Source organism: Glaciihabitans sp. INWT7 (assembly GCF_014217685.1).
Taxonomy (GTDB): Bacteria; Actinomycetota; Actinomycetes; order Actinomycetales; family Microbacteriaceae; genus Lacisediminihabitans.
In genome coordinates, this window is record NZ_CP043653.1 from 3,101,956 (window position 1) to 3,123,388 (window position 21,433).

18 protein-coding genes are annotated in these 21,433 nt (G+C 66.6%); 7 read left to right on the forward strand and 11 right to left on the reverse strand.

Translation table 11 applies throughout. From position 1 onward, the window contains the following. Positions 1-3: 3 nt before the first annotated feature. Genes F1C58_RS14990 through F1C58_RS15000 form a run of 3 tightly spaced genes read right to left on the reverse strand, consistent with a single transcriptional unit; the run spans position 4 to position 2,724 of the window. A complete protein-coding gene (locus F1C58_RS14990; RefSeq protein ID WP_185201842.1) occupies positions 4-861 on the reverse strand; it encodes an ABC transporter permease in 858 nt (285 codons plus the stop codon). After that, positions 854-1,639, reverse strand: a complete 786-nt coding sequence (locus F1C58_RS14995) for an ABC transporter ATP-binding protein (protein WP_185201843.1) — start codon at positions 1,637-1,639, stop codon at positions 854-856. Before F1C58_RS14995 ends, F1C58_RS14990 begins: the two co-directional genes overlap by 8 nt. Further along, positions 1,636-2,724, reverse strand: coding sequence for an aliphatic sulfonate ABC transporter substrate-binding protein (locus F1C58_RS15000; RefSeq protein ID WP_185201844.1), 1,089 nt, complete (start codon positions 2,722-2,724; stop codon positions 1,636-1,638). Before F1C58_RS15000 ends, F1C58_RS14995 begins: the two co-directional genes overlap by 4 nt. 116 nt (positions 2,725-2,840) lie before the next feature. Between F1C58_RS15000 and F1C58_RS15005 the strand changes: the two genes are divergently transcribed. Then, positions 2,841-3,824 carry a sulfite exporter TauE/SafE family protein gene (locus F1C58_RS15005; protein ID WP_185201845.1) on the forward strand — a complete coding sequence of 328 codons (984 nt, stop codon included), beginning with the start codon at positions 2,841-2,843 and terminating at the stop codon, positions 3,822-3,824. After that, positions 3,821-5,026, forward strand: a complete 1,206-nt coding sequence (gene cysC / locus F1C58_RS17015) for an adenylyl-sulfate kinase (RefSeq protein ID WP_255461149.1) — start codon at positions 3,821-3,823, stop codon at positions 5,024-5,026. Before F1C58_RS15005 ends, cysC begins: the two co-directional genes overlap by 4 nt. Here cysC and pip read toward each other — a convergent pair. Further along, complete coding sequence (pip, locus tag F1C58_RS15015; protein ID WP_185201846.1) at positions 5,023-5,979, reverse strand: prolyl aminopeptidase; 957 nt, start codon at positions 5,977-5,979, stop codon at positions 5,023-5,025. The two genes, cysC and pip, sit on opposite strands and share 4 nt — an antisense overlap. A gap of 312 nt (positions 5,980-6,291) precedes the next feature. On the opposite strand from pip, the gene F1C58_RS15020 reads away from it, so the two are divergent. After that, on the forward strand, positions 6,292-7,002 hold the full coding sequence (locus F1C58_RS15020; RefSeq protein WP_185201847.1) for a hypothetical protein: 711 nt from the start codon (positions 6,292-6,294) through the stop codon (positions 7,000-7,002). A gap of 112 nt (positions 7,003-7,114) precedes the next feature. Further along, positions 7,115-7,462, forward strand: a complete 348-nt coding sequence (locus F1C58_RS15025) for a LysR family transcriptional regulator (RefSeq protein ID WP_185201848.1) — start codon at positions 7,115-7,117, stop codon at positions 7,460-7,462. 458 nt (positions 7,463-7,920) lie between these two features. Here F1C58_RS15025 and recQ read toward each other — a convergent pair whose 3' ends face one another. The 3 genes from recQ to F1C58_RS15040 all read right to left on the reverse strand — a co-directional run bounded on the left by recQ (position 7,921) and on the right by F1C58_RS15040 (position 13,453). Beyond that, the gene (gene recQ / locus F1C58_RS15030) at positions 7,921-9,858 is read right to left on the reverse strand and encodes a DNA helicase RecQ (RefSeq protein WP_219731989.1); all 1,938 of its coding nucleotides are present in this window, start codon (positions 9,856-9,858) and stop codon (positions 7,921-7,923) included. Between the two features lie 43 nt (positions 9,859-9,901). Then, entirely contained in the window at positions 9,902-10,870 is a 969-nt protein-coding gene (locus F1C58_RS15035; RefSeq protein WP_185201849.1) for a CPBP family intramembrane glutamic endopeptidase, read from the reverse strand. A gap of 84 nt (positions 10,871-10,954) precedes the next feature. Beyond that, entirely contained in the window at positions 10,955-13,453 is a 2,499-nt protein-coding gene (locus F1C58_RS15040; RefSeq protein WP_185201850.1) for a 5'-nucleotidase C-terminal domain-containing protein, read from the reverse strand. A gap of 171 nt (positions 13,454-13,624) precedes the next feature. Here F1C58_RS15040 and F1C58_RS15045 point away from each other — a divergent pair, with 171 nt between their 5' ends. After that, complete coding sequence (locus F1C58_RS15045) at positions 13,625-14,491, forward strand: EamA family transporter (protein WP_185201851.1); 867 nt, start codon at positions 13,625-13,627, stop codon at positions 14,489-14,491. Positions 14,492-14,500: 9 nt separating this feature from the next. Continuing rightward, positions 14,501-15,355 (forward strand): DMT family transporter, encoded by an 855-nt coding sequence (locus tag F1C58_RS15050; protein ID WP_185201852.1) that lies wholly within the window; start codon positions 14,501-14,503, stop codon positions 15,353-15,355. A gap of 79 nt (positions 15,356-15,434) precedes the next feature. Here F1C58_RS15050 and F1C58_RS15055 read toward each other — a convergent pair whose 3' ends face one another. The 3 genes from F1C58_RS15055 to F1C58_RS15065 form a co-directional block, all read right to left on the reverse strand. Further along, positions 15,435-16,298, reverse strand: coding sequence for a hypothetical protein (locus F1C58_RS15055; protein WP_185201853.1), 864 nt, complete (start codon positions 16,296-16,298; stop codon positions 15,435-15,437). A gap of 377 nt (positions 16,299-16,675) precedes the next feature. Next, positions 16,676-17,539, reverse strand: coding sequence for a hypothetical protein (locus F1C58_RS15060; protein WP_185201854.1), 864 nt, complete (start codon positions 17,537-17,539; stop codon positions 16,676-16,678). 152 nt (positions 17,540-17,691) lie between these two features. Next, positions 17,692-19,794 carry a DEAD/DEAH box helicase gene (locus F1C58_RS15065; protein WP_185201855.1) on the reverse strand — a complete coding sequence of 701 codons (2,103 nt, stop codon included), beginning with the start codon at positions 19,792-19,794 and terminating at the stop codon, positions 17,692-17,694. Between the two features lie 274 nt (positions 19,795-20,068). On the opposite strand from F1C58_RS15065, the gene F1C58_RS15070 reads away from it, so the two are divergent. Continuing rightward, on the forward strand, positions 20,069-21,028 hold the full coding sequence (locus F1C58_RS15070; RefSeq protein ID WP_185201856.1) for an alpha/beta hydrolase: 960 nt from the start codon (positions 20,069-20,071) through the stop codon (positions 21,026-21,028). Positions 21,029-21,030: 2 nt separating this feature from the next. On the opposite strand, the gene F1C58_RS15075 is transcribed toward F1C58_RS15070, so the two are convergent. Continuing rightward, positions 21,031-21,429: an NUDIX domain-containing protein gene (locus tag F1C58_RS15075; protein ID WP_255461150.1), complete on the reverse strand. Its 399-nt coding sequence runs from the start codon at positions 21,427-21,429 to the stop codon at positions 21,031-21,033. Positions 21,430-21,433 lie beyond the last annotated feature (4 nt).

The following is a 21,433-nucleotide window of genomic DNA, read 5'->3' on the forward strand; positions in this document are numbered from 1 at the left end:
AGTTTATAGGCGCACAATGCCCATGCCACGACGCGCTCTGACCCCGCTCGCGATCCGACTGAAGATGGAGTCGACAACCACGCCGATGACCAGGATCACGATCATGATCGCCAATAGTCCAGGGGCGTTGGCGAATTCTCGATAGAACTGCAGGTTGGCGCCGAGCGACGGACGAGCGGCGATGATGACAAGCAGTTCACCCGCCATCAGACTGCGCCAAGCGAATGCCCACCCCTGTTTGAGGCCGGCGAGATAGGACGGGAGGGCGGCCGGGATCATTACATAGCGATACATGCGCAATCCTTGCGCGCCCAGTACGTGAGCGACCCGTTGAAGCTGGGGGGAGACGTCGTCGACGCCCGACACAACGCCGTTGGCGATCGATGGCGCCGCGCCGAGCACGATGACGAAGGTGATCGCCTGCTCGCTCAACCCGAACAACAGGATGGCGAACGGGAACCAAGCTATCGATGGCATGGTCTGGAGGCCCGTGATCAGGGATCCGATGGCCGATCTGAGGATGCGGGAACGCGAGACCGCCAAGCCGATGAGCGAGCCGACGAGCACCGAGATGCCGAAGCCGATGAGCGCCCTGGTGATTGTCGTTCCCAGAGCGCTCCAGAACTTCGGATCGGCCAACATTCCACTCAGGGCACCGCCTACAGTCGCCGGCGCCGGGAGGACGTACACCGGGCGCCAGCCCATCGCCACGACTATCTGCCAGATCACGAGGACGATGACGACGGCAACGATCGGCGGCCAGATACGGGGCCAGAGCCGCGCACCTGCCCCGACCCCGACATCCGCTCGACGTTCTGTGAAGGGTGGGCGTGCTTCTTGCCTGACCAGTTCGTCAGTCATCTGTCGCCTCCTGTGTGTGAAGCAGGTCGTGGAGCATCGCGGCGGCCCCGGCGACGCGCGGATCCTCCATCCTCCTCGGGCGAGGAATGGTGATCAGGCTTTCTGAGCCGACCCGCCCCGGATTCGGCTTGAAGACGACGATACGGTCGGCCAGTCGCGCGGCCTCGCGCACGTTGTGGGTGACGAACACGACGGTGAGCGAGCGCTCTGCCCAGATCCGCTCCGTCTGTTCGTGCATCGCGTCGCGGGTGATCGCGTCGAGCGCCGCGAAAGGCTCGTCCATCAGCAGGATGTCGCAGTCTTGCGCAAGGCTTCGGGCGAGGGCGACGCGTTGCCGCATGCCGCCGGAAAGTTCGTGGGGCCGTTTGCGGGCAACATGTGGCAGCTGCACAATGTCGAGCAGTTCCCGGATCCGGTCCGGTCGCACCTCGGAGGACACTCCTGAGAGCTTCAGCGCGAGGTCGATGTTGCCGGCAACGGTCAGCCACGGAAACAGATTGGCATCCTGGAACATCATCCCTACCTTGCGACCGCCGACATCGACGGTGCCATCTGTCGGCGTCTCCAAATCGGCGATGACATTCAGCATCGTGCTTTTTCCACACCCGGATCGACCCACGATGCAGAGGAATTCGTGCTCTTTGACGGTGATCGAAACGTCACTGAGTGCGGTGGCCTGCTGCCCGCGCCGCCCGAACCGTTTGGTGAGCCCGTCGATGCGGATGGCCGCACTCTTCTGGGCAGTCAGCGATGGTTCGCCAAACTCCGCAATATTCATGGTGCGCTCACTTTCCCCTCGCCCCGTTTTACTAACGCAGCATTCAGTGCCTTCAGGTCGTACAGCCCCGCGAGGCTGACGGAGTCGAGGAGTCCTACCGAGTGCGCGTGGGCAGCTGATTTCAGCAGCGTGGACGGCAACGGGTCGATCGTGAAGTCCACCTGGCTCCATGCACTGTCGAGATACTTCGGGTCAATCGAACTCCCTGTCACCGACTTGATGTAGCTATTGACCAGCGACTTCGCGTCGGCCGGATGTGCCTTGATGAAGGCGGTCGCGTCGAGCTCAGCCTCGACGACGGCCGAGATCGCCGGCGGATATTTCTGCAGGAATGCGGTGGAGGCGATGGTGTTGGTGACGACGAATTTGCCACCCTTCCAGAGGCTCTTCTCGTTCACCAATTCCTTGCCACCGCCCTCGGCCACCATCCGGCTGACCCAGGGCTCCGGTACCCAGGCTCCATCGATCGTTCCTGCGGTGAACCCCGCGAGCGCCGTCGCGTTGTCCTGCGGCATGACATGCACATCGCCACCACCCTCTGTCGTCGTGGACAGGCCCTTCGTCTTCAGGAAGTAGCGGAGTGCGACGTCCTGGGTGTTGCCCAGCTGGGGTGTTGCGATCGTTTTGCCTTTGAGGTCTGCAACAGAGTCGATGTCAGCCCGGACCACCAAACCTGCACCGCCGGAGGCGCCTCCCGCAATGACCCTGAGTGCGGCGCCAGCGCTTTGGGTATAGCCGGTAATGGTCGGGTTCGGACCGACGAGGGTCACATCGACGGCGTTGCCGAATAAGCCTTCGATGGCTGCCGGGCCGGCGTTGAAGATGACGGGCGTGATTTTCACCCTCTTGCCGAGCCGCTTGGTGAGATAGCCCTTCTCGAGCGCGATGATCCCCACGGCATGAGTGAAGTTGGGGAAATATCCGAACCTCAGCTCGGAGGGCATCGCGACCGCCGCGTTCGCCGACGCACGAGTCGACGACGACGAACATGCTCCGAGCACCAAGACGAGTGCTGCGGCGATCATCGTGATCGACATTCGGCGGCCAAGGGAAAGGGTGTAGCTGGTCTTCTTGGGTCGTGACATGCGTTCGGCTCCTCGGGTAAAGTCGACTAACTTGGTCGACTTTACCGGCATAGTCGGCATTCGCGCCACCCTCTCCCGCAAACCGCTGGCCACTGGCGATATGCGAGAATCGCGAGATGGATCTCGGGCTCATCTTCGGTGCGTTCGGCGTGGGAATTGTCGTCGGACTCACCGGCATGGGCGGGGGTGCCCTCATGACCCCGATGCTGGTGTTGTTCTTCGGAGTGCCCCCGCTTGCGGCCATTTCGAGCGACCTCGTGGCAAGCGCAGTCATGAAGCCCGTCGGAGCGATCGTTCATCTCCGTCGTAAGACGGTGAACATGCGCCTCGTGCTCTTCCTCTGCATCGGCTCCGTTCCAGCGGCCTTTTGTGGGGTACTTATCCTTAAGGCATTCGGTGACGGCGAAGCCGTGCAGAATACGCTCAAGATCGCTTTGGGTTGCGCCCTTCTGCTGACCGCCATGCTGCTCACCGTCCGCGCCTATATGCGTCTTATCGAACGCGCCCGCTCGAGGGATGGCAAAGGCGAACCGCTGCCGCAGGAGCGACCAGAAGTGGTCGTGAAGGTAGTGCCGACGATCATCCTCGGAGCAGCGGGCGGCCTGATCGTCGGAATGACCTCCGTCGGATCAGGCTCCCTCATCATCATCGGGCTCATGGTCATGTACACGGGCCTCAAGGCAAGCCAACTCGTGGGTACCGATCTCGCGCAGGCCGTTCCGCTGGTCGCTTCCGCGGCCATCGGCCATGCACTCTTTGGCGACCTTCAGCTCGGCATCACACTGCCGCTGTTGATCGGTAGCGTTCCGGGAGCGTTCATCGGAGCACAATTGTCGTCCCGGCTGCCGGGAGGTTTCATTCGTCGGGCACTCGCGTTTGTGCTCCTCGCCTCAGCGCTCAAACTTCTCGGTCTCAGCACACCCCTCACGGGGATCGTGCTCGGGGTCGTGCTTATCGCCGCGCCGATCACCTGGATGCAGATTCGTCGGTACCACGGATTTCCCGCCCTCGCGTCAGCCGAAATGCGCGAGTATCGCCGAGCAAAGAGGGACTCCGACCACGTCGACGGTGCCCCGAAGGCTGGAGGGCACGCCGAGTGACCACTCCGACCGCCGTTTATCCGAGCCTTGCGCTCACCGGCCCGCGCCTCGATGCGCTGGGACTCGTGCTCAGTGGGCTCCTCGCCCCGCTCGACGGGTATTGCCTGCCGGGCGCCAAACCCCAAGACTGGCAATTCGAGTCGCATCTGACGGTCAGTGCGGATCTCGCCCGATCCGCAGCAGAAGCCGGAGGATTGGTGCTGCTGGATCCGGATGCAACGCCCCTCGCCTTCCTTCCCGTGACGGCGATCGCCCACAAGGACGACGTCGCATACCTTGCCGGAACTCTCACCGAGTTGAAACGAGCGGAGCATGGTCCCGCGCGTCAGTTGCGGCTCGCTCTGAGGGATCGCGCATCCGTCGTCGGTGTGTTTGCCGGCAGCCCTCGCGCCGAATCGGTCGCCGAGCTCATCCGCCGGGCGGCGGGGCGCCCGGTACTGTGGCTCGCCACGACCTGGAACTCGGCGCACTCTGACTACAGCGCCGCCGGCACTGTGGAGGAGCTGCTCGCCTGTGCGGAACAGCTCCCGGGTTCTCTCGTGCGATTTACGCCATTGGCCTCTCTCACCGCAGAAATGGACGTCGACGACCTGCTTGGAACCGTCCTGTCGCAACTCGAGGCAGACGAGATCTTGGACTTCCGGGCCGACAGCGCTCGCCCGCTGGTAGTCGCGCCAGCGCCCGATGGATGTGTTGTCTTGTTCACCGGGCTATCGGGATCGGGAAAGTCGACAGTCGCCAGGGCAGTGGCCGAACGACTCGCCGCCGCTAGCCTACGGTCGGTCATGCTCGACGGTGACGATGTTAGGCGGGCCCTCTCGCCCGGTTTGGGCTTCACTGCCGCCGACCGAGAAGAGAACCTTCGTCGTATCGGGTGGGTCGCGGCGACAGTCTCCAGAGTCGGGGGGATCGCAATCTGCGCACCTATCGCGCCCTTCGCCTCGACCCGGCGTGAGATCCGGGAGATGGCCGAGGAGGTCGGTCGATTTGTGCTCGTCTTCGTCGCGACTCCGCTCGAGGTCTGCGAAGCGCGAGACCGCAAGGGCCTCTACGCCCGTGCACGTGCGGGCGAGATTTCCGACTTCACCGGGATCGACTCACCCTACGAAGCACCGACCGATGCCGATATCGTCATCGATACCAGCGTGGACGCACTTGATCGCAACGTGGACGACATCCTGCGCCTGCTCACTGCGAGCTAACCGGCGAAGCGGTCCGTCGCCTCTATGAGCGCGTCGAGAATACCCGGCTCATCGAACGCGTGACCGGCATCCGGCACCATCACGAACTCTGCCTCCGGCCAGGCGCGATGCAGATCCCACGCCGTGACAGCGGGCGTACAGATGTCGTATCGTCCCTGAATGATCGCGCCGGGAATGTCCACGAGCGCGCTCGCATCCCGGATGAGTTGCCCGTCGTCGAAGAAGCCACGGTTGACGAAATAATGGTTTTCAATTCGTGCGAACGCGAGTGCGTAATGCGGATCGGCGAATGTCGATACGACATCGGGACGGGGCAGCAGTGTGATTGTGGATGCCTCCCAGACCGACCAGGCGACTGCGGCTGGTCCGTGAACGGCGGGGTCGGGATCGTTCAATAGGCGGTGATATGCCTGGATGAGCGCGTTGCGCTCGTCGATCGGCACGGGGGCGAGGAAACCCTCCCACGCATCCGGAAAGACGGACTCCGCGCCCCCCTCGTAGAACCAGTCCAGCTCGGACTTGCGCAACGTGAAGATCCCCCGCAGGACGAGCTCGGTCACGTGTCCGGGATGTGTCTCCGCGTAGGCGAGCGCGAGCGTGCTGCCCCAGGAACCGCCGAAGACCAGCCAGCGATCGATCCGCAGGAATTGGCGAAGCAGCTCGAGGTCATCCACGAGGTGCCAGGTGGTGTTGGTACTGAGGTCGATGCCGGCATCGCTCGCGTGCGGGAGGCTGCTCCCCGATCCGCGCTGGTCGAGCAGAACGATTCGGTATCTCTCCGGATCGAACAGTCGCCGGTGATTGGGGTGCGACTCGCCGCCCGGCCCACCGTGCAGGAATACAGCCGGTTTTCCATTCGGATTTCCCGAGGTCTCCCAGTAGATACTCTGCCCGTCTCCCACATCAAGCATCCCGGACTCGTAGGGTTCGATTTCGGGATAGAAACTGCGCATGCATCGAGCCTACGGTGCTGCCTTCTGCAATCGAGGTGTCACGACGACACGGTCGGAACTGGGCGGAGTTCCTCTCTTGATGCACGACCATGCAACGGTGCTTGCGATAGCGCTCGCTTGGGCTTAGTTTTAGCACTCTTGCTGGTTTCTTCTAGCCCGAACTGGATGTACCGGATGGCTCCCTTAGCCCTGATCCTCGTTGCGTTGCTAGTCGCGACTCTCGGCGCTGGAATCGCACTGCACCGGTTCATTCCTGAGCGATGGGGCGGGCCCCTCCGCTGGGGACAGAGCCTGGCACTGCGACTGGGCTCTGTGACTGCATTCGTCGTGACTTCGGCGGTCGGCTCAGTGGTGAGCATCCTCGTTTTGATCCCTATCGGCGTAGTCGCAAAGGCTCTGCAACAGGGGCTGGATCTGCCGGTATTCACCTGGACGCATGGCCTCGTCGTACCCGGATCCGCCTTCACCAAGTTCAATACCTACGTCACCTCCCTCGGGGACAGATCGACGGTCGACCTGATCTGCGTGATTGCCGCTCTCATCCTCTGCTTCGCCTATCGCCAGCGCTGGTGGATACCGCTGGTGGCCATCACGGTCACCTTTTTCGTACAGCACGAGGGCCAGTTGCTTCTTGCTCGCCTGCTCGCACGCGATCTTCCACCCGTCGCCAACGCGGGCACCTTCCCGTCGGGCGGAGTGAGCCGAATGCTTGCGGATTACGGAGTGATCATCGTGCTCGTGATCCTCCTGATCGGCACCGTCAGTCGCCAGTGGCGAGCCGGACTGTGGATCGGCCTTGGCACCTTCGCCGCCATCGAAGGCTTCACTCGCGGGTACCTGTCGCTGCACTGGCTCACGGACATCCTCGCTGGGTACGTCTTCGGGTGGCTGCTTTTCGTGACCTTCACGACTGCTGTGGCTGCCCTCGAGACGCGAACCTCGCTTTTCCGGGGCACGGGTCAGACGAGGCACGTCCCGACGGGCAACGAGATCGTGAAGGAGCCCACCGGCTCCGTCTCCTGACGACAGAGCGTCTGAGCAGATCCTCGAGCGCAGCCCGTACTCCATCGGGCGGGGTGGCATCCGCGTACCCTGAAGGCATCCGTCGCGCTGGGCGGGAATCGAGGAGCTGCGCGTGAAGATCACCCACCTGCGACATTTCGTCGCCGTCGCCGAGGAGTTGCACTTCGTGCGAGCCGCCGATTCGCTGGGCATCTCGCGGGCGAAACTCGACTCTTCGATCCGCGCCCTCGAGGCCCAGGTGGGTTCCGACCTCTTCGATCGTCGCCAGGAGTCGACGACTCTCACCGGTGCCGGAGTGGCATTGCTCGACCACGCCCGGATCGAACTCGCGGAATTCGACAAACGCCCGCCCGCTCCCCCGGCCCCGGCCGGCGGGAAGGCGAAGGCCTCGAAGGGCACCGGCCGCGCGCCGATCGTTAAGGGCGAACCCCGCCCATATAGGAACCGGCAGTCGCGATAGCGGCGCGGGGCAGTCGCGGTAGCGACGCGAGCGGCAGCAGTAGCCGGCGGTTAAGCGAGCCAGTCGGCTGAGGATCGGCGGCTCGGAGGAGTCGGCGGGCTCGGCGGAGTCGCCGGCTCGGCTCGCAGCCGACCGCACGCTCACAAACGTGCGAGTTGCATCCATTTGCGGGATGCTGCGTGCGGGAAGCCACCACATGGTGCAACTCGCGGCCGACGGCACTGCGCGGCTGGCAGAGGTCGCGGACGACTGGTCGATCAGACGACTGGACGACCGGATGACCGGACGACCGGACGAATGGATGGTCGGCCTGGTGTCATCCCGGACCGCACAACTGAGACTGGGGCGAGTCAGCCCGGCGAGCGGTGCAGCCCGTCAGGGGAATCGGCCCGATCGGAGGTACGTCGTGGGGGAGGTCGGTCCGGCAGGCGATGCCGGCGCCACATCCGGCACGACGCTCAGTCCGCGAGCACCTCGAGGATCGCCTCGCCGTACTTGGCCAACTTGTTCTCTCCGACCCCACTCATGGTGCCGAGCTCGGCGAGGGTCGTCGGGGTGCCCGTGGCGATCTCGCGCAGGGTCGCATCGTGGAAGATCACGTAGGCCGGAACTCCCTGCTCCTTCGACTCCGCGGCCCTCCACGCGCGGAGGCGCTCGAACAGGGGCGCCGCTCCGGCCGGCAGCTCGACAACCGGGCCGCGACGGGATTTGGTCGGACGAGCCGCACGCTCCGGTTCCCGGCGCAGCATCACCGGACGCGCACCACCGAGCACCGACGCACTGGCTTCCGTCACGACGAGGGTGCCGTACTCCCCCTGGACGGCGAGGAGGCCCTGGGCGAGCAGCTGGCGCACGACGCCCCTCCACTCCTGGTCCGAGAGTTCGGTTCCGATCCCGAAGGTCGACAACGAGGCGTGATCGTTCTGGGTGATGCGAGCGGTGGTGCGGCCGAGAAGGATGTCGACGATCTGCCCGGCCCCGAACTTCTGGTTGCGCTCGCGCTGCAGTCTCACGATCGTAGAGAGCAACTTCTGCGCCAGCACGGTTCCGTCCCACGACTCGGGGGGCGCAAGGCAGTTGTCGCAGTTGCCACAGGCGGTGGAGGTCTCGCCGAAGTACCCGAGCAGCTGCACGCGCCGACACTGAACGGTCTCGCAGAGCGCGAGCATCGCGTCGAGGTGCAGCCCGAGGCGACGGCGGTGCTCGGCGTCACCCTCTGAGCCGTCGATCATGCGGCGCTGCTGCATCACATCCTGCAGCCCGTAAGCGAGCCAGGCTGTGGATGGCAGTCCATCGCGACCGGCACGACCGGTCTCCTGGTAGTAGCCCTCCACCGACTTGGGCAGGTCGAGGTGCGCCACGAAACGCACATCGGGCTTGTCGATCCCCATGCCGAAGGCGATGGTGGCGACCATGACGATGCCGTCTTCGCGAAGGAACCGGGACTGGTTGGCGGCCCTCAGCCGCGAGTCGAGACCCGCGTGATACGGCAGCGCCGCGATGCCGTTCTGCACCAGGAAGTCCGCGGTCTTCTCGACGGAGGCGCGGGAGAGGCAGTACACGATGCCGGCATCTCCGGGGTGTTCACTGCGCAGCAGTTCGAGCAACTGCTGCTGGGGCGCATTCTTGGCCGAGATCCGGTACTGGATGTTGGGGCGGTCGAAGCTTGCGACGAAGTGGCGGGCATCGCTCAGCTGCAGCCGCTTCTGGATCTCGAGGTGGGTCTGCTCGGTCGCGGTCGCGGTGAGGGCGATACGCGGCACGTTCGGCCAGCGCTCGTGCAGCATCGAGAGCTGCAGGTAGTCGGGGCGGAAGTCGTGGCCCCACTGCGAGACACAGTGCGCCTCGTCGATGGCGAAGAGGGAGATGGAGGCCCGGTCGAGCAGGTCGGCGGTCGCCGCTACGCGCAGGCGCTCCGGCGCGAGATAGAGCAGGTCGAGCTCGCCGTTGAGGAGCGCGTGCTCCACCCCCATCCGTTGGGCCTGATCCTGGGTCGAGTTGAGGAACGCGGTGCGCACGCCGACCGCGGACAGCGCATCCACCTGGTCCTGCATGAGGGCGATGAGCGGCGAGATGACCACGCCGGTGCCCTCCCGCACGAGAGCGGGGATCTGGTAGCAGAGCGACTTGCCTCCGCCGGTGGGCATGAGCACAAGGGCGTCTCCGCCATCCACCACCTGCTGGATGATCTCGGCCTGGTCGCCGCGGAAGCTGTCGTAACCGAACACCGTGTGCAGCGCGTCGCTCGCGCTCGAATACTTGGAGGACGAGGGTCGGGCCGGCTCCCGGGCGATGAATTCGCGCTCGCGGTCTTCGACCGACGGGGGCTCGTACTCGAACTCGTCGGGCGGCTCGAGGTCGTCGGGATCCCAGGGGACATCCGCACTCCAGCTCACCGCACAGCCCTCATCCCGTGGCGCTCCTGCCCACCGGGCGATTCTAGCCGCGAGGGGTGACAGCGCCCTGCGGGTCGCCGTCACTGTGCACCAGCGTCGCCGGATCCGGCGGTGGAGGGAGAGTGACGACGCGCACCCGGGCGAGCCCGAATCGCTTGGCCGCGCGCAGCACGAGCCACGCGTAGAGGGCGAGAGTGAGTGCCGAGATCACGACCTCGAGGCCGCTGCCGGTCTTGGAGTTCACGTCGACGAGGCCGAATGCCCCGATCACGAAGATCACCGTGTTGTTGACGACATGCGCCACGATGGATGCTTCGAGCCCACCGGTTCTCCACGCGAGCCATCCGGCCACGACAGCGAACACCGAGACGTCGATCAGCCCCCACACGTCGTACTGGTGGCCGATGGTGAATAGCGGCACGGGCAGCAGGATCGCGAACAGCGGATGCTTCAGCCATCCGCCGATCGTCTGCGCGAGATACCCGCGAAAGAAGACCTCTTCCGCGGTGGCCTGCAGAGGCACCAGCACCACCGCGACGAGCACCACGATCCAGGTGCTCGAGGATACGGTGGCCGGAGGGATGCCCTCGCCGGTCACCAGGGGAAGCAGAACCACCGAGAAGAGCGTCGAGGCACCGTAGGCGATCACAACCGGGAGGATGAGCCGCGCCATCCATCGCCAGCGCATCCGCCCGGCGATCGACCACAGCAGGCCGACCGGGCGCGGCCCCATGATGAGGCGAGCGAGCCAGACAGACGGCAGGATCACCGCGATGGATGACAGTGAGAACGCGAGTACCACCGGGAGGCTGTTGTCGATCTCACCGGTGGTGATGAGCTTCGTGATCACCGGTCGCACCTCGGGGAAGACCAGCGTCGACGCGAGCAGCAGCACGACCAGCACGATGGTGAAGCCGATGAAGATGGCGAGCGCGATCAGGCCCGTGACGAGCGGCTTCCACCAGCGATAGCCGGGGACACTTCTGGCGAGGCGATGATAGGCGAATTCCACGCGGCGAGCCTAACGACTGAAACGGGGAGTCCGGCCAGAGCCGGACTCCCCCTTTCGTGGGACATCCCGAACGGATGAGCCGGGTCAGAACACCAGAACCAGCGACGGCCAGGAGGCGGAATCCACGAGTTGCGCGTCGCCGCCGTAGGTGGCGGTGAGCAGGTGGATGCCGCGGCCGAGCTTCGGCAGCGTCACTGTCACCCGGCCGTTGTCGGCCGCCGTCAGCGTCGCGGAGGCGATGACCGTGCGACCGTCGCGCACCACGACGTCTCCGGTCGGCGCGAGGCCGCGGGCGGACACCACCACCCGGTAGACGACCGGCGAGTTGTGGCGCACGAACACGCGGTCCACGGATGCCCGCGTGGTGGAGGCGAGGCGATCGACCGTCACTGGCGCGGAGGTCGCTGCCCCGGGAGTGGTGCCGGGGGCGCTCGCCGTAACCGTCACGCTGATCGCTGCGCCAGCATCCGCGGGCACCACGGTGTAGGTCGCGGCTGTCGCTGCGTCGATCGGCACCCCGGCGCGATTCCACTGGTACGCGAAGGCCGGCGAGGCGACGCTCCACGTTCCCGGGGAGGCCGTGAGAGTGCGACCGACCTTCGCGACGCCTGTGATCGTCGGGGCAGTGACAGAGGTGATGGCCGGCACCGTGATCGTGAGCGGAACGTCGATCGACGTGCCGGTCTGCGGCACGGCGACCGTGAGCACCAGGGTGCCAGCAGGCGTGTTCGTGGGAACGGTGACTGCGACGGACGCCCGGCCGACCTCATCCGTGAGGTCGACGACCGAGGGATCGATGGCGGACTGCCCGAGCACGACACCGCCCGCACTGACCGTGGCGGTGCCGGAGTTGGGCTCGCCATTGGAGAACAGCAGCGACGAGAGATCGAGGGTCACGCCATCTCCGGGCCGTGCGGTGGCCGAGGAGAGGGTGACGCCCACCGCCCGCTGCGCGTAGTCGGGGGACGCGACCGGGTTCGCCACGAAGTAGTCGACCATGCTCTGCAGGTCGATCTTTCCGGTGTCACCGGCGTTCGTTCCCTTGGCGAGGGTCACGAAGTTGTCACCACCGGAGGCGAGGAACGAGTTCACCACCACCGAGACCGAATCAGTCGCGGCCAGCGGAACGCCGTTCACCGTGATCGCCGTGATGTGACTGCCGGCGGCCGCCGTCGGGTCATAGCGATACTCGAGGGACTTCGACACGCCGAGCTTGAGGAATGGGCGGGTCGATGTCGCCGGCTGCCACTGCTCCTCGAGCACCTGCTTGAGCTGCGCGCCCGTGAGCGTCTCGGTCACGAGCGTGTTGGCGAAGGGCTGCACGCTCGCGGCCTCCTGGTAGGTGACCCGACCGTCGACATCGTTCGGGGTGTTGGCACTGGCCTTGTACTTGAGATCCGTGCGGAGACCGCCCGGATTCATCAGCGCGACCTGTGCCTTGCCGTTTGTTGCCCAGAGCTGCACATCCGCGACGAAGTTGCCGAGCGGGGACTCTCCCCCACGGTTCTCGGTGACTCCGTCTTTCTGGCTCGCCCGGTTGAAGTCGGCGGTGATCGTGCCGACGGGCACCGAGCCCTTGTCCTTCGCGGCGGCCACCGCGGCGGCGACGATGCTCGCGACGGCGGGGTCGGGAGCGAAGGCTCCGAACAGCGGCTTCACCTCGGAGGTGATGCTGAGCAGCGCTTTGGTGGTGGGGTCTACCGAAAGGGAGAGGTGGCCGTAGCTTTCGCCGTATTTGCCCGCCTGCAGCACCGGACGGGTGCGGTCGGTGCCCGGCACCGGCAACTGCCAGTTGTAGGCCTGGTGGGTGTGCCCGGAGACGATGGCGTCGACGTTGGCGTCTACCGTGCTCACGATCTTGCCGAAGGCGGAGTCGCCGGTGGCGCTCGCGAGCGTGGCATCCGCCGCTCCCTCGTGGACTGTCAAGACAATGACATCCGCCTCGCCGTTGGTGGGATCGCCGTCGCTCAGCTGGTCCGCGACTCGATTGACCTCTGTCGGGATGTCCCGGAATTCGAGTTTCGCGACCCCGGCCGGGCTCACCAGCGATGGCGTCTCATCCGTCGTCGCTCCGATGAAGCCGACGGTGATGCCGCCCACCTGCTTGAGGGCGTACTGGGCGAACTCCGGCTGGCCGGTGGTGCGGTTGTAGATATTCGCGCTGAGCAGCGGATAGTTCGTGGCCGGGATCACCCGGCCCTCGAGGTCGGCCTGGCCCTGGTCGAGTTCGTGGTTGCCGATCGCGCTGGCGTCGACGCCGATCGCGTTCAGCGCATCGATGGTTGGTTGGTCTTTCTGGATGAAGCTGGTGAAGGTGGAGGCTCCGATGGAGTCACCGCCGGAGACCAGGAGAGTGTTGGGGTTTGCCGCCCGGAACGAGTTCACCAGGCCGCCGAGCACGGCAGCACCCGCCGAGGGGGACGAGGCTTCGAGGCGACCGTGGAAGTCGTTGAAGCTGAGGATGTCGATGGCGACCGGCGCATCCGCAGCGGTGGCGGAGGATGCGGCGAGCGTCGGGATACCGAGCGCGATAGCGAGCGCGATAGCCGGGATAGTGGATCGGCGGGAACGGAAGAGTGCCATTGCTTCGTGTGTCTCCTTGGGTGCACGGCGCGTGCAGACGATGAGGTCCACCCCCGATCGGGGGGTGATGTGCACCCTATCCGCTCGACCGCCGCCGATGGAAGGTCCTTTACCAAATGGTCATCGGCGGTTACCACTACCGTTGAGTTCTCCCTCCAGAAAAGGTCTCCCGTGCTCGCTGTGTTCGTCGGCGTCACGGCAGCGCTCATTTTCGGATCCGCGGACTTCGCCGGGGGCATGGCGGCGAAGCGCATCAGTGCGGTGCGCGTGACCGCGATCGGCGGACTCTCGGGACTCGTGCTCCTGCTGCTCGCACTTCCGCTGTTCCCGAGCGTGTGGTCAACGAAAGCGGTGCTCCTCGGTGGCATCACCGGCGTCACGGGGGCTCTCGCCGTCGTGCTGCTCTATGCGTGTCTCGCCATCGGACCCATGAGCATCCTGTCGCCGCTCACCGCCGTGATCTCGGCCGTTGTGCCGGTGCTTGCGGGGGTGATCCGGGGCGAACGGCTGACCACCCTCGGTTACGTCGCGATCCCCGTCGCGCTGGTCGCCGTCGTGCTCGTGGGCTTTGTTCCCGAGCGCGGGGCGGTGCGCCCGTCGCTGAAGGCGCTCGCGATGGCGGTCGGATCCGGCGCCCTCATCGGCGTTTTCCTCATCCTGATCGACCTGACCCCGGACGATTCGGGGCTCGTTCCCCTCGTGGTGAGCCGGGCCGTCAATGCCACAGTGATGTTCAGCGCCATCGCGGTCGGCGCGCTGTGGGTGCGCCGCCGGGGAACGTCGACTGCCGGTGCCGCCCGGTGGATGCCCGGCCTGGCGCTGGCCGTCGTCGCCGGTGTGATCGATGCGACCGCGAACGCCCTGCTGCTCGTGGGCCTTCGCCTCGGCGAGCTCACCATCCAGTCCGTGCTCACGGCGCTCTATCCCGCTGGCACGATCATTCTCGCCGCAATCGTGTTGCGCGAACGGATCGCCCCGGTGCAGGTGGTGGGACTCGTTCTGGCCCTCACGGCCGCGGCCATGCTCGCGGTGGCCTAGGAGCATGCGGTGCTGAGCGTCGTTCTCGCCCTTGCGGGCTCCGTCATCTACGGGGCGAGTGACTTCTTCGGAGGCCTCGCCGCCCGCGGCACGAGCGCCGTGAGGGTGACGCTGATCAACTCGATCTCCGGCCTCGCGATATTGATCGTCGCAGCCCTCGTGCTCCCCAGCCGGTGGGGCAGCTCCGTGTTGCTGTGGGGCGGGCTCGCCGGTGCCTGCGGGGCGGTAGCGCTCGTGCTGCTCTATGCCTGTCTCGCCATCGGACCGATGAGCATCCTCTCCCCGATCCTGGCCCTGGTGGCCGCGGTGATCCCGATCGCTGTGGGTTTCGCGCGCGGCGAGCGCCTGAGCGGGCTGGGGTACCTCGGCCTCGCCGTCGGGCTGGTCGCGATCATCCTGATCTGCCTTGTTCCGGGCGAACGCGCCGTTCGCCCGAGCCCCCGCGGCATTGTCATGGCGGTAGGAGCCGGGATCGCGATCGGTGGGTACCTCGTCTTCATCGACCTCACGCCGCCCGACAGTGGGCCGGCGCCGCTGCTCGTCACATTCGTCGTCACCGGCGTGGTGATGTCGGTGGCCCTGTTGGGCCAGCGGCTGGCGCGGCGCGGCGCGCCACGCCCGCCGATCACCAGGGCGACAGTCATCTTCTCCGTCCTCTGTGGGCTGACGGATGCCGCGGCAGCGTTCCTGTTTCTGCTCGCGCTGCGCGCGGGAGAACTCTCGATCGTGTCGGTGCTGAACGCGCTCGCCCCGGCCGGCACCATCGTGCTCGCCGCCCTCGTGCTGCGAGAGCGGATCGCGCCGGTGCAGTGGGTCGGCCTCGCGGTCGCGCTCGTGGCGGCCGCGCTTCTCGCGCTGGCCTGACGCGCTGGCCTGACCGGTCGGGCCGTCGTGTTCCCGGCGGCGGTCGCCGGAGGTGGAGACCCTGGTGGCCCCGGAGCGACTAGCCGATGCGCTGGAGGGCCGTGAAGCGCATGTCGGTGAAACCGGAGGCGCAGGTCTGGAAGAGCAGGTCGTACCCGCGAGGGATGTCCTCGGCGTGGTTGACCTCGCCGTTGAGGTGCGCCACCACTCCGATCACGCGGTAGCGGCCGGCATCCAGACCAGTGATCGTGACGATCGCACCGGCAGCGGTGGGGAATCGGCTGCCTCCGCAGCTGCTGTGCTCTGCGATGACCCGAACCTGGTACACCGCGGTGACGTCCACGGCGCCGCGGCACTGGTTGATCTCATTCTGGAAGCCGCTGGTCCACACGCGCTGTACGAACCCCTGGGCGGCCCGAGCGGCAGCCTCGGCCGCCGCCTGGGCTGCGGCTTGCGCTGCCGCCTGCGCCGCCGCCGCCGCGGCGGCCTGTGCTGCCGCGGCGGCCGCAGCGGCAGCGGCAGCGGCTTCGTGCTCGGCCTTCAGCTGTGCCGCCGCGCGGGCGAGCGCCTCGATGCGGACGTCCCGCTGGGAGAGGAAGTCGCCGAGCACGACGGTGCGGACGACGTGCTCGACAGTGGGTGCCGCCGGGGCGACCGCTGCGGGCTGAGGAGCCTGCGCCACGATTGCGGGCGCGGCCGGGACGACGAGGATGGATGGACGAGCAGTCCACAGCGACGCCGCGCTCACGCTGTTGGTCGTGCCCGCCTCGGCGCCGACGGCCACCGTCTCGCTGCGGGCGGGCTGGGCGCTCTGCGCAGCGGCGCGATCCGCCGGGAAGAGGGGAGCGAGGATGGCGACGCTGGCAGCGGTGACCCCGACGACGAGGGTCGTCAGCGCCCGGCGGAATGCCGTCGCAGATGGTGCGGAGTCGCTGAAAGACATGGAATCCCCGATTCAGTCACAGATGAACATGTGCTGTGTCGGGTGGTTAGTCGCAGCGTTTCTGTGAGTTGCCTAGGGAGCGCCTCACACCTGAAACGCTAACAGAATCCCGCGAGGGGTCAACCCGCATTTGTACCCCGACCAGTCGCGGCAGGCTCGGCGCGGTCTCATTTTCGTACAGCCGCTGAAATACACCACGATCGAGCTACCGCCCATGCGCCATGGTGATATCGATCTCATTCCGGGAAATACCCGGTGAAGGCGAACTTCGAAGAAGCGGGGTACAGGCGCGGTCGTGTACCCCATTCGAACCGATCCGCCGGCCCCGACTGACGCGGCCCCTCCCCTGAATTGGGGGGCTCGCGCCTCCCACGACCTCAGCCTCCGGTCGGTGAACCGAACCACTCGGTGAAAGCGACCCAGAAATTGCGGTTGCCGTAAGAGGAACATGCATCCCCCTGACCGTGCGGATTGGCCAGGGCCGCGGCATTCGGCTGGTACGGCGTGTAGTTGTAGAGCGCGGCGGTCGCCTGATTGCGGATGTCCACCACGGCCGCCCCGCACGTCGCCTGCGGATTGAACTTCACCAGCACCGGCCCCACCCGGTAGCGCCAGTGTGCCGGATCCAGCAGGTAGCTGCGCAGTTGCTTCGCTGCGCGGTACACCTGGGAGGCGAATCCATAGAACTCCGTGTCGCAGGCGGCGGAGTCGGGGCATCCGTACCCCATGGCCACCCGGTACGCACGCTGCGTCGGCGACACCGCCGTGATGAGTCCCTGTTCCTTCTGCAGCATCACGAGCAGCACCTTCGGGTTGATGCGGCAGGCGTGTGCCACCTGCACCACGATTCGGCTGGCGAGAACGCCCGACTCCCGCGGCAGTGCGGCGCACTGCCCGCCGGTCGAAGCCGCACGGGCCGGAAGTTCGGACCGGTAGGCGCGAAGGCAGGTGGTCTCGCTGGTGAAGGCGCATCCGGGTGCCTGTTCGGCGAGGAATGACTGCACCTGCGCTTCGTTCAGCGACCGCGAGTCGGAAAGCACCCGGTCGGAGAGGATGTATCCAGGGTCGAAAACCGCGACGCCGGCGACGGCCAGATCGTGATGCGGCGGGGACGCGGCCTCGGCCTCGGCGGGCCCGCGGCCGGCCGCGAGACCGCCGAGGATCACCGCGAGTATCGAGGCGACCGCGACGGCGCGGAGCACGACGACGGATCGCGGATCGGGCTGACGACGGGACGGCATCCCTCCATCTTCGTCGCCTCGTGCCGCGCCGCCTAGATCTGCCCGTTCGATCCGGCGGGTGGATACCGGGCAACGCCCCCTTCGTCGCACCCCCGCGGAACGACGAAGGGCGCCCATCCGATCGGATGGACGCCCTTCGGCACAACTGGTGGCTACAGCGCGGCGAGTTCCTCGATCACGCGGTCGCCGGGAGCGGCGTTGACCATGGACGCGGTGATCTCGGCGCGGCCGAGCAGCTCGTCCATGCGGCGACGACGCGCCTTCGAGATGAGCGTCACGACGGTACCGACCTTGCCCGCGCGGCCGGTGCGGCCCGAGCGGTGCAGGTAGGTCTTGTACTCGTCGGGGGCGTCGGCCTGGATCACGAGCGAGATGTCGTCCACGTGGATGCCGCGGGCTGCGACATCCGTCGCCACGAGCACGTTGACCCGGCCGCTGGTGAGCAGCTGGAGGTTGCGCGTGCGTCGCGACTGGTTGAGGTCGCCGTGAAGGGAGGTGGCCGGGATTCCGGCGTCCTCGAGCTGGTCGGCCAGCTGCTCGGCGAACGCGCGAGTGCGGGCGAAGATCAGCGTCTTGCCCTCGCCACCGGCGAGCTCCTCGATGATGCGGGTCTTGTCGCGCTGCTCGATGAGCAGCACACGATGGTCGATCGTGGAAGACGCCTGGTCTTCCCCGGCGACCTCGTGCACGGCGGGATCCTTGAGGAACTGCTTGACCAGGGTGGCGACACCCTTGTCGAGAGTTGCCGAGAACAGCAGCTTCTGGCCGCCCGCCTTGGTGGACTCGAGGATGCGCTGCACCGGCTCGAGGAAGCCGAGGTCGCACATGTGGTCGGCCTCGTCGAGCACGGTCACGAAGACCTCGCTCAGGTCGAGACGGCCCTGCTCGATGAGATCTTCGACGCGACCGGGAGTCGCGATGACGATGTCGACTCCGCGCTGGAGGGTGGAGACCTGCTTGTACTGCGGCACGCCGCCGACGATCGTCGTGGTGAACAGGCCGACGCTGCGGGCGATGGGCTGCACCGTGCGGTCGATCTGCATGGCGAGCTCACGGGTCGGGGCGAGGATCAGCGCGCGGGGCTTGCGGCCCGGCTTGCGTCCTGCGCCACCCATGTTCTCCATGAGGCGCTCCACGAGGGGGGCTCCGAAGGCGATGGTCTTGCCGGATCCGGTCTTTCCGCGACCGAGCACGTCCTTGCCGGCGAGCACATCCGGGATGGTGGCGGCTTGGATCGGGAACGGCGTCTCTGCGCCCATCACGATGAGCTGGCGGGTCATGTTGTCGCCGATGCCGAGGTCTTTCCAGCTGACGCCGGCCGCATCACCCGCGGTGATGACCTTGGCCTCGAGACGCTCGAGCACGACGTCTTCGTGGGCCGCGAAAGCCGTCGACTTGGCGTCGTTCTTGGCCGGGTAGTAGTCGCTGTCGCGACGCGGAGCACGATCCTCGAAGGAGCGAGCCGGGCGGTCATTGTATGACGGACGCTCGGTACGCGCCGGACGATCGTTGTACGCGGGACGGTCCGTACGAGCGGGCCGGTCGTTGTACGCGGGACGGTCCGTGCGAGCGGGACGATCGTTGTACGCAGGACGATCCGTGCGCGGGGCGCGGTCGTTGTACGACGGACGCTCGGTACGCGCTGGACGATCGTTGTACGCAGGGCGGTCCGTGCGCGGGGCGCGGTCGTTGTACGACGGACGCTCGGTACGCGCCGGACGGTCGTTGTACGCGGGACGCTCCGTACGCGCCGGGCGATCGTTGTACGCGGGGCGCTCGGTGCGCGGGGCGCGGTCGTTGGTCGCCGGGCGGTCCCCATACGACGGACGCTCGGTGCGAGCCGGGCGGTCGCCGTAGGCCGGGCGCGCCGGACGCTCGGTGCTGTTGTAGGACGGGCGGGCCGGGCGGTCTCCGTAGGAGGGACGCGCGGGGCGGTCGCTGTAGGAGGGACGCTCGGTGCGCTCGCCGTAGGAGGGGCGCTCGGTGCGCTGGGGGCGGTCGCCGTAGGACGGGCGAGCCGGACGCTCATTGGTCGGAGTCCAGTTGGGTCGGCGATCCGTGGATGCCGGGCGCTCGGTGCCGGCGGGACGGTCGCCGGTGCGGGCGGCGCGCTCATCCGCGTTCCAGCGCTTCTTCACCGGGGCGTCATTGTGGAAGCCGCGGTGGCCCTCGCTGCGGCTGCCATTCTTGGCGGGTCCGGCGGAGTTGTACTTTTTGACAGGTCGGCCTGAGGCCGCTTTTTTATCGAAGGGCATAGACGTATTTCCGGGTTGTGTTTAAGTGCATGGCAGCACACTGCCAACAAGCAGTGTTTCTGCTGGAACCCGGGCAGTCTTTGGCCAGGACCGTTTCACATACGTGATTGTTCCCACGTATTCCAGGGAGTAGCTGGAGGCGTTCTCTTATGGTGAGAACTGAGGGAAACCGGCCCGAAAGACTTACAAACCCATTCGCGTTTATGCCGCGATGTCTAGAGCCGACTCGACTACGTTACAGGACACCCGCAGAAAGCGCATTAGATTGGCACGAATGCGTGTTCTGGGAGCGACGGCGACACGGCAGAGGGCGACGTGGGCGACAGCGGCGCTCGCGACCGCCGTCGTGCTGCTGTCGCTGGTCGCGTGCACGCCGACCGGTTCGCAGTCGGAGCGGGTCACTCCCACCGCGCAGCCGCTCTATCCGCAGGTGAAGACCTACCCCCGTATCGTCGTGGCCGAGAACCTCGACTACGGCAGCGACACGGGCGGTCGAGTGGATGTCTGCCTGCCCCCTGACTCGACGCGCTCCTCGACTCCGCGCGCCGCGGTCATCTCCATCCACGGCGGCAGCTGGCGGGCGGGCGACAAGGCCAACATCAACTGGCGCAGCGTCTGCCAGTGGCTCGCGTCGGAGGGTTTCGTCACCTTCTCTGTGGGGTACGGGCTTGCCCCGCAGCATCCGTTCCCCGCCGGAATCGACGATGTGCGGGCGGCGGTGCGCTATATGCGCTCGAGTGCGGTCGTGCAGAAATACGACATCGACCCCAAGCGGATCGGTGCGTTCGGCGGGTCGGCCGGGGGCAACCTCGCGGCACTGCTCGGCGTCGAGGGCACCGGCAGCCTCAGCTCCGGCTCCCGGATCGCGGCGGTCGCCGAGCTCAGTGGCCCGACCAACCTCACCGGAGACGGCATCGAGCTTGCCGACTTCCGCCCTCTCGAGCTCTCCTACCTCGCGTGCGCGAGCTTCGAGGACTGCCCGCAGGCGGTGCGCGCCTCCCCCCTCTTCCAGGTGGATGATTCGGACCCCCCGTTCTTCATCGCACACTCCCTCGACGAACGGATCCCCCTCGAGCAGTCGAGCGCGTTCGTGCGGGCGCTGCGGGAGCACGACATCGACACGACCTTCGTGACAGTGAAGGGGCATCTGCACTCGATCGCGATGCTCAGTGACGACATGCGCTCGCGCATCTCGAATTTCTTCCACAGCGCGCTCGATCAGCCCGCGGGCTGAGCTCAGCGCTCGAAGCGCGCCGCCTCGGCGCCCTCGACCGCCACGCGGATGCGGGCGCTCATGTCCTCGGACAGCTGAGGCAGGGCATCCAACCGGAACCACGCCGCTTCCGTGTTCTCGCCGTCGGCGGGAAACGGATCGCCGGAGACCCAGCTGCAGCGGAAGACGAGGTCGAGATATCTCGACCGGTCGCCGTTGTCGTAGGTAACGGTGTCGATCACCTTGACCCAGGCCAGCGATTCGACGTGCGCGACGACATCCGCCTCTTCGAGCACTTCGCGCTCGGCCGCGACGGCGGGCTCCTCCCCCGGGTCGACGATGCCGGTGACGGGAGTCCATGCGCCGCTGTCGGCCCGTCGCACGAGAAGTACCTCGGCCCCCCGCAACACCACCGCCGTCACCCCG

Bases quoted from the DNA above. Each gene is read 5' to 3' on its own strand.
- F1C58_RS14990 (WP_185201842.1), bottom strand. From the start codon at position 861: ATGACTGACGAACTGGTCAGGCAAGAAGCACGCCCACCCTTCACAGAA.
- F1C58_RS14995 (WP_185201843.1), bottom strand. From the start codon at position 1,639: ATGAATATTGCGGAGTTTGGCGAACCATCGCTGACTGCCCAGAAGAGT.
- F1C58_RS15000 (WP_185201844.1), bottom strand. From the start codon at position 2,724: ATGTCACGACCCAAGAAGACCAGCTACACCCTTTCCCTTGGCCGCCGA.
- F1C58_RS15005 (WP_185201845.1), top strand. From the start codon at position 2,841: ATGGATCTCGGGCTCATCTTCGGTGCGTTCGGCGTGGGAATTGTCGTC.
- pip (WP_185201846.1), bottom strand. From the start codon at position 5,979: ATGCGCAGTTTCTATCCCGAAATCGAACCCTACGAGTCCGGGATGCTT.
- F1C58_RS15040 (WP_185201850.1), bottom strand. From the start codon at position 13,453: ATGGCACTCTTCCGTTCCCGCCGATCCACTATCCCGGCTATCGCGCTC.
- F1C58_RS15055 (WP_185201853.1), bottom strand. From the start codon at position 16,298: ATGTCTTTCAGCGACTCCGCACCATCTGCGACGGCATTCCGCCGGGCG.
- F1C58_RS15060 (WP_185201854.1), bottom strand. From the start codon at position 17,539: ATGCCGTCCCGTCGTCAGCCCGATCCGCGATCCGTCGTCGTGCTCCGC.
- F1C58_RS15065 (WP_185201855.1), bottom strand. From the start codon at position 19,794: ATGCCCTTCGATAAAAAAGCGGCCTCAGGCCGACCTGTCAAAAAGTAC.
- F1C58_RS15070 (WP_185201856.1), top strand. From the start codon at position 20,069: ATGCGTGTTCTGGGAGCGACGGCGACACGGCAGAGGGCGACGTGGGCG.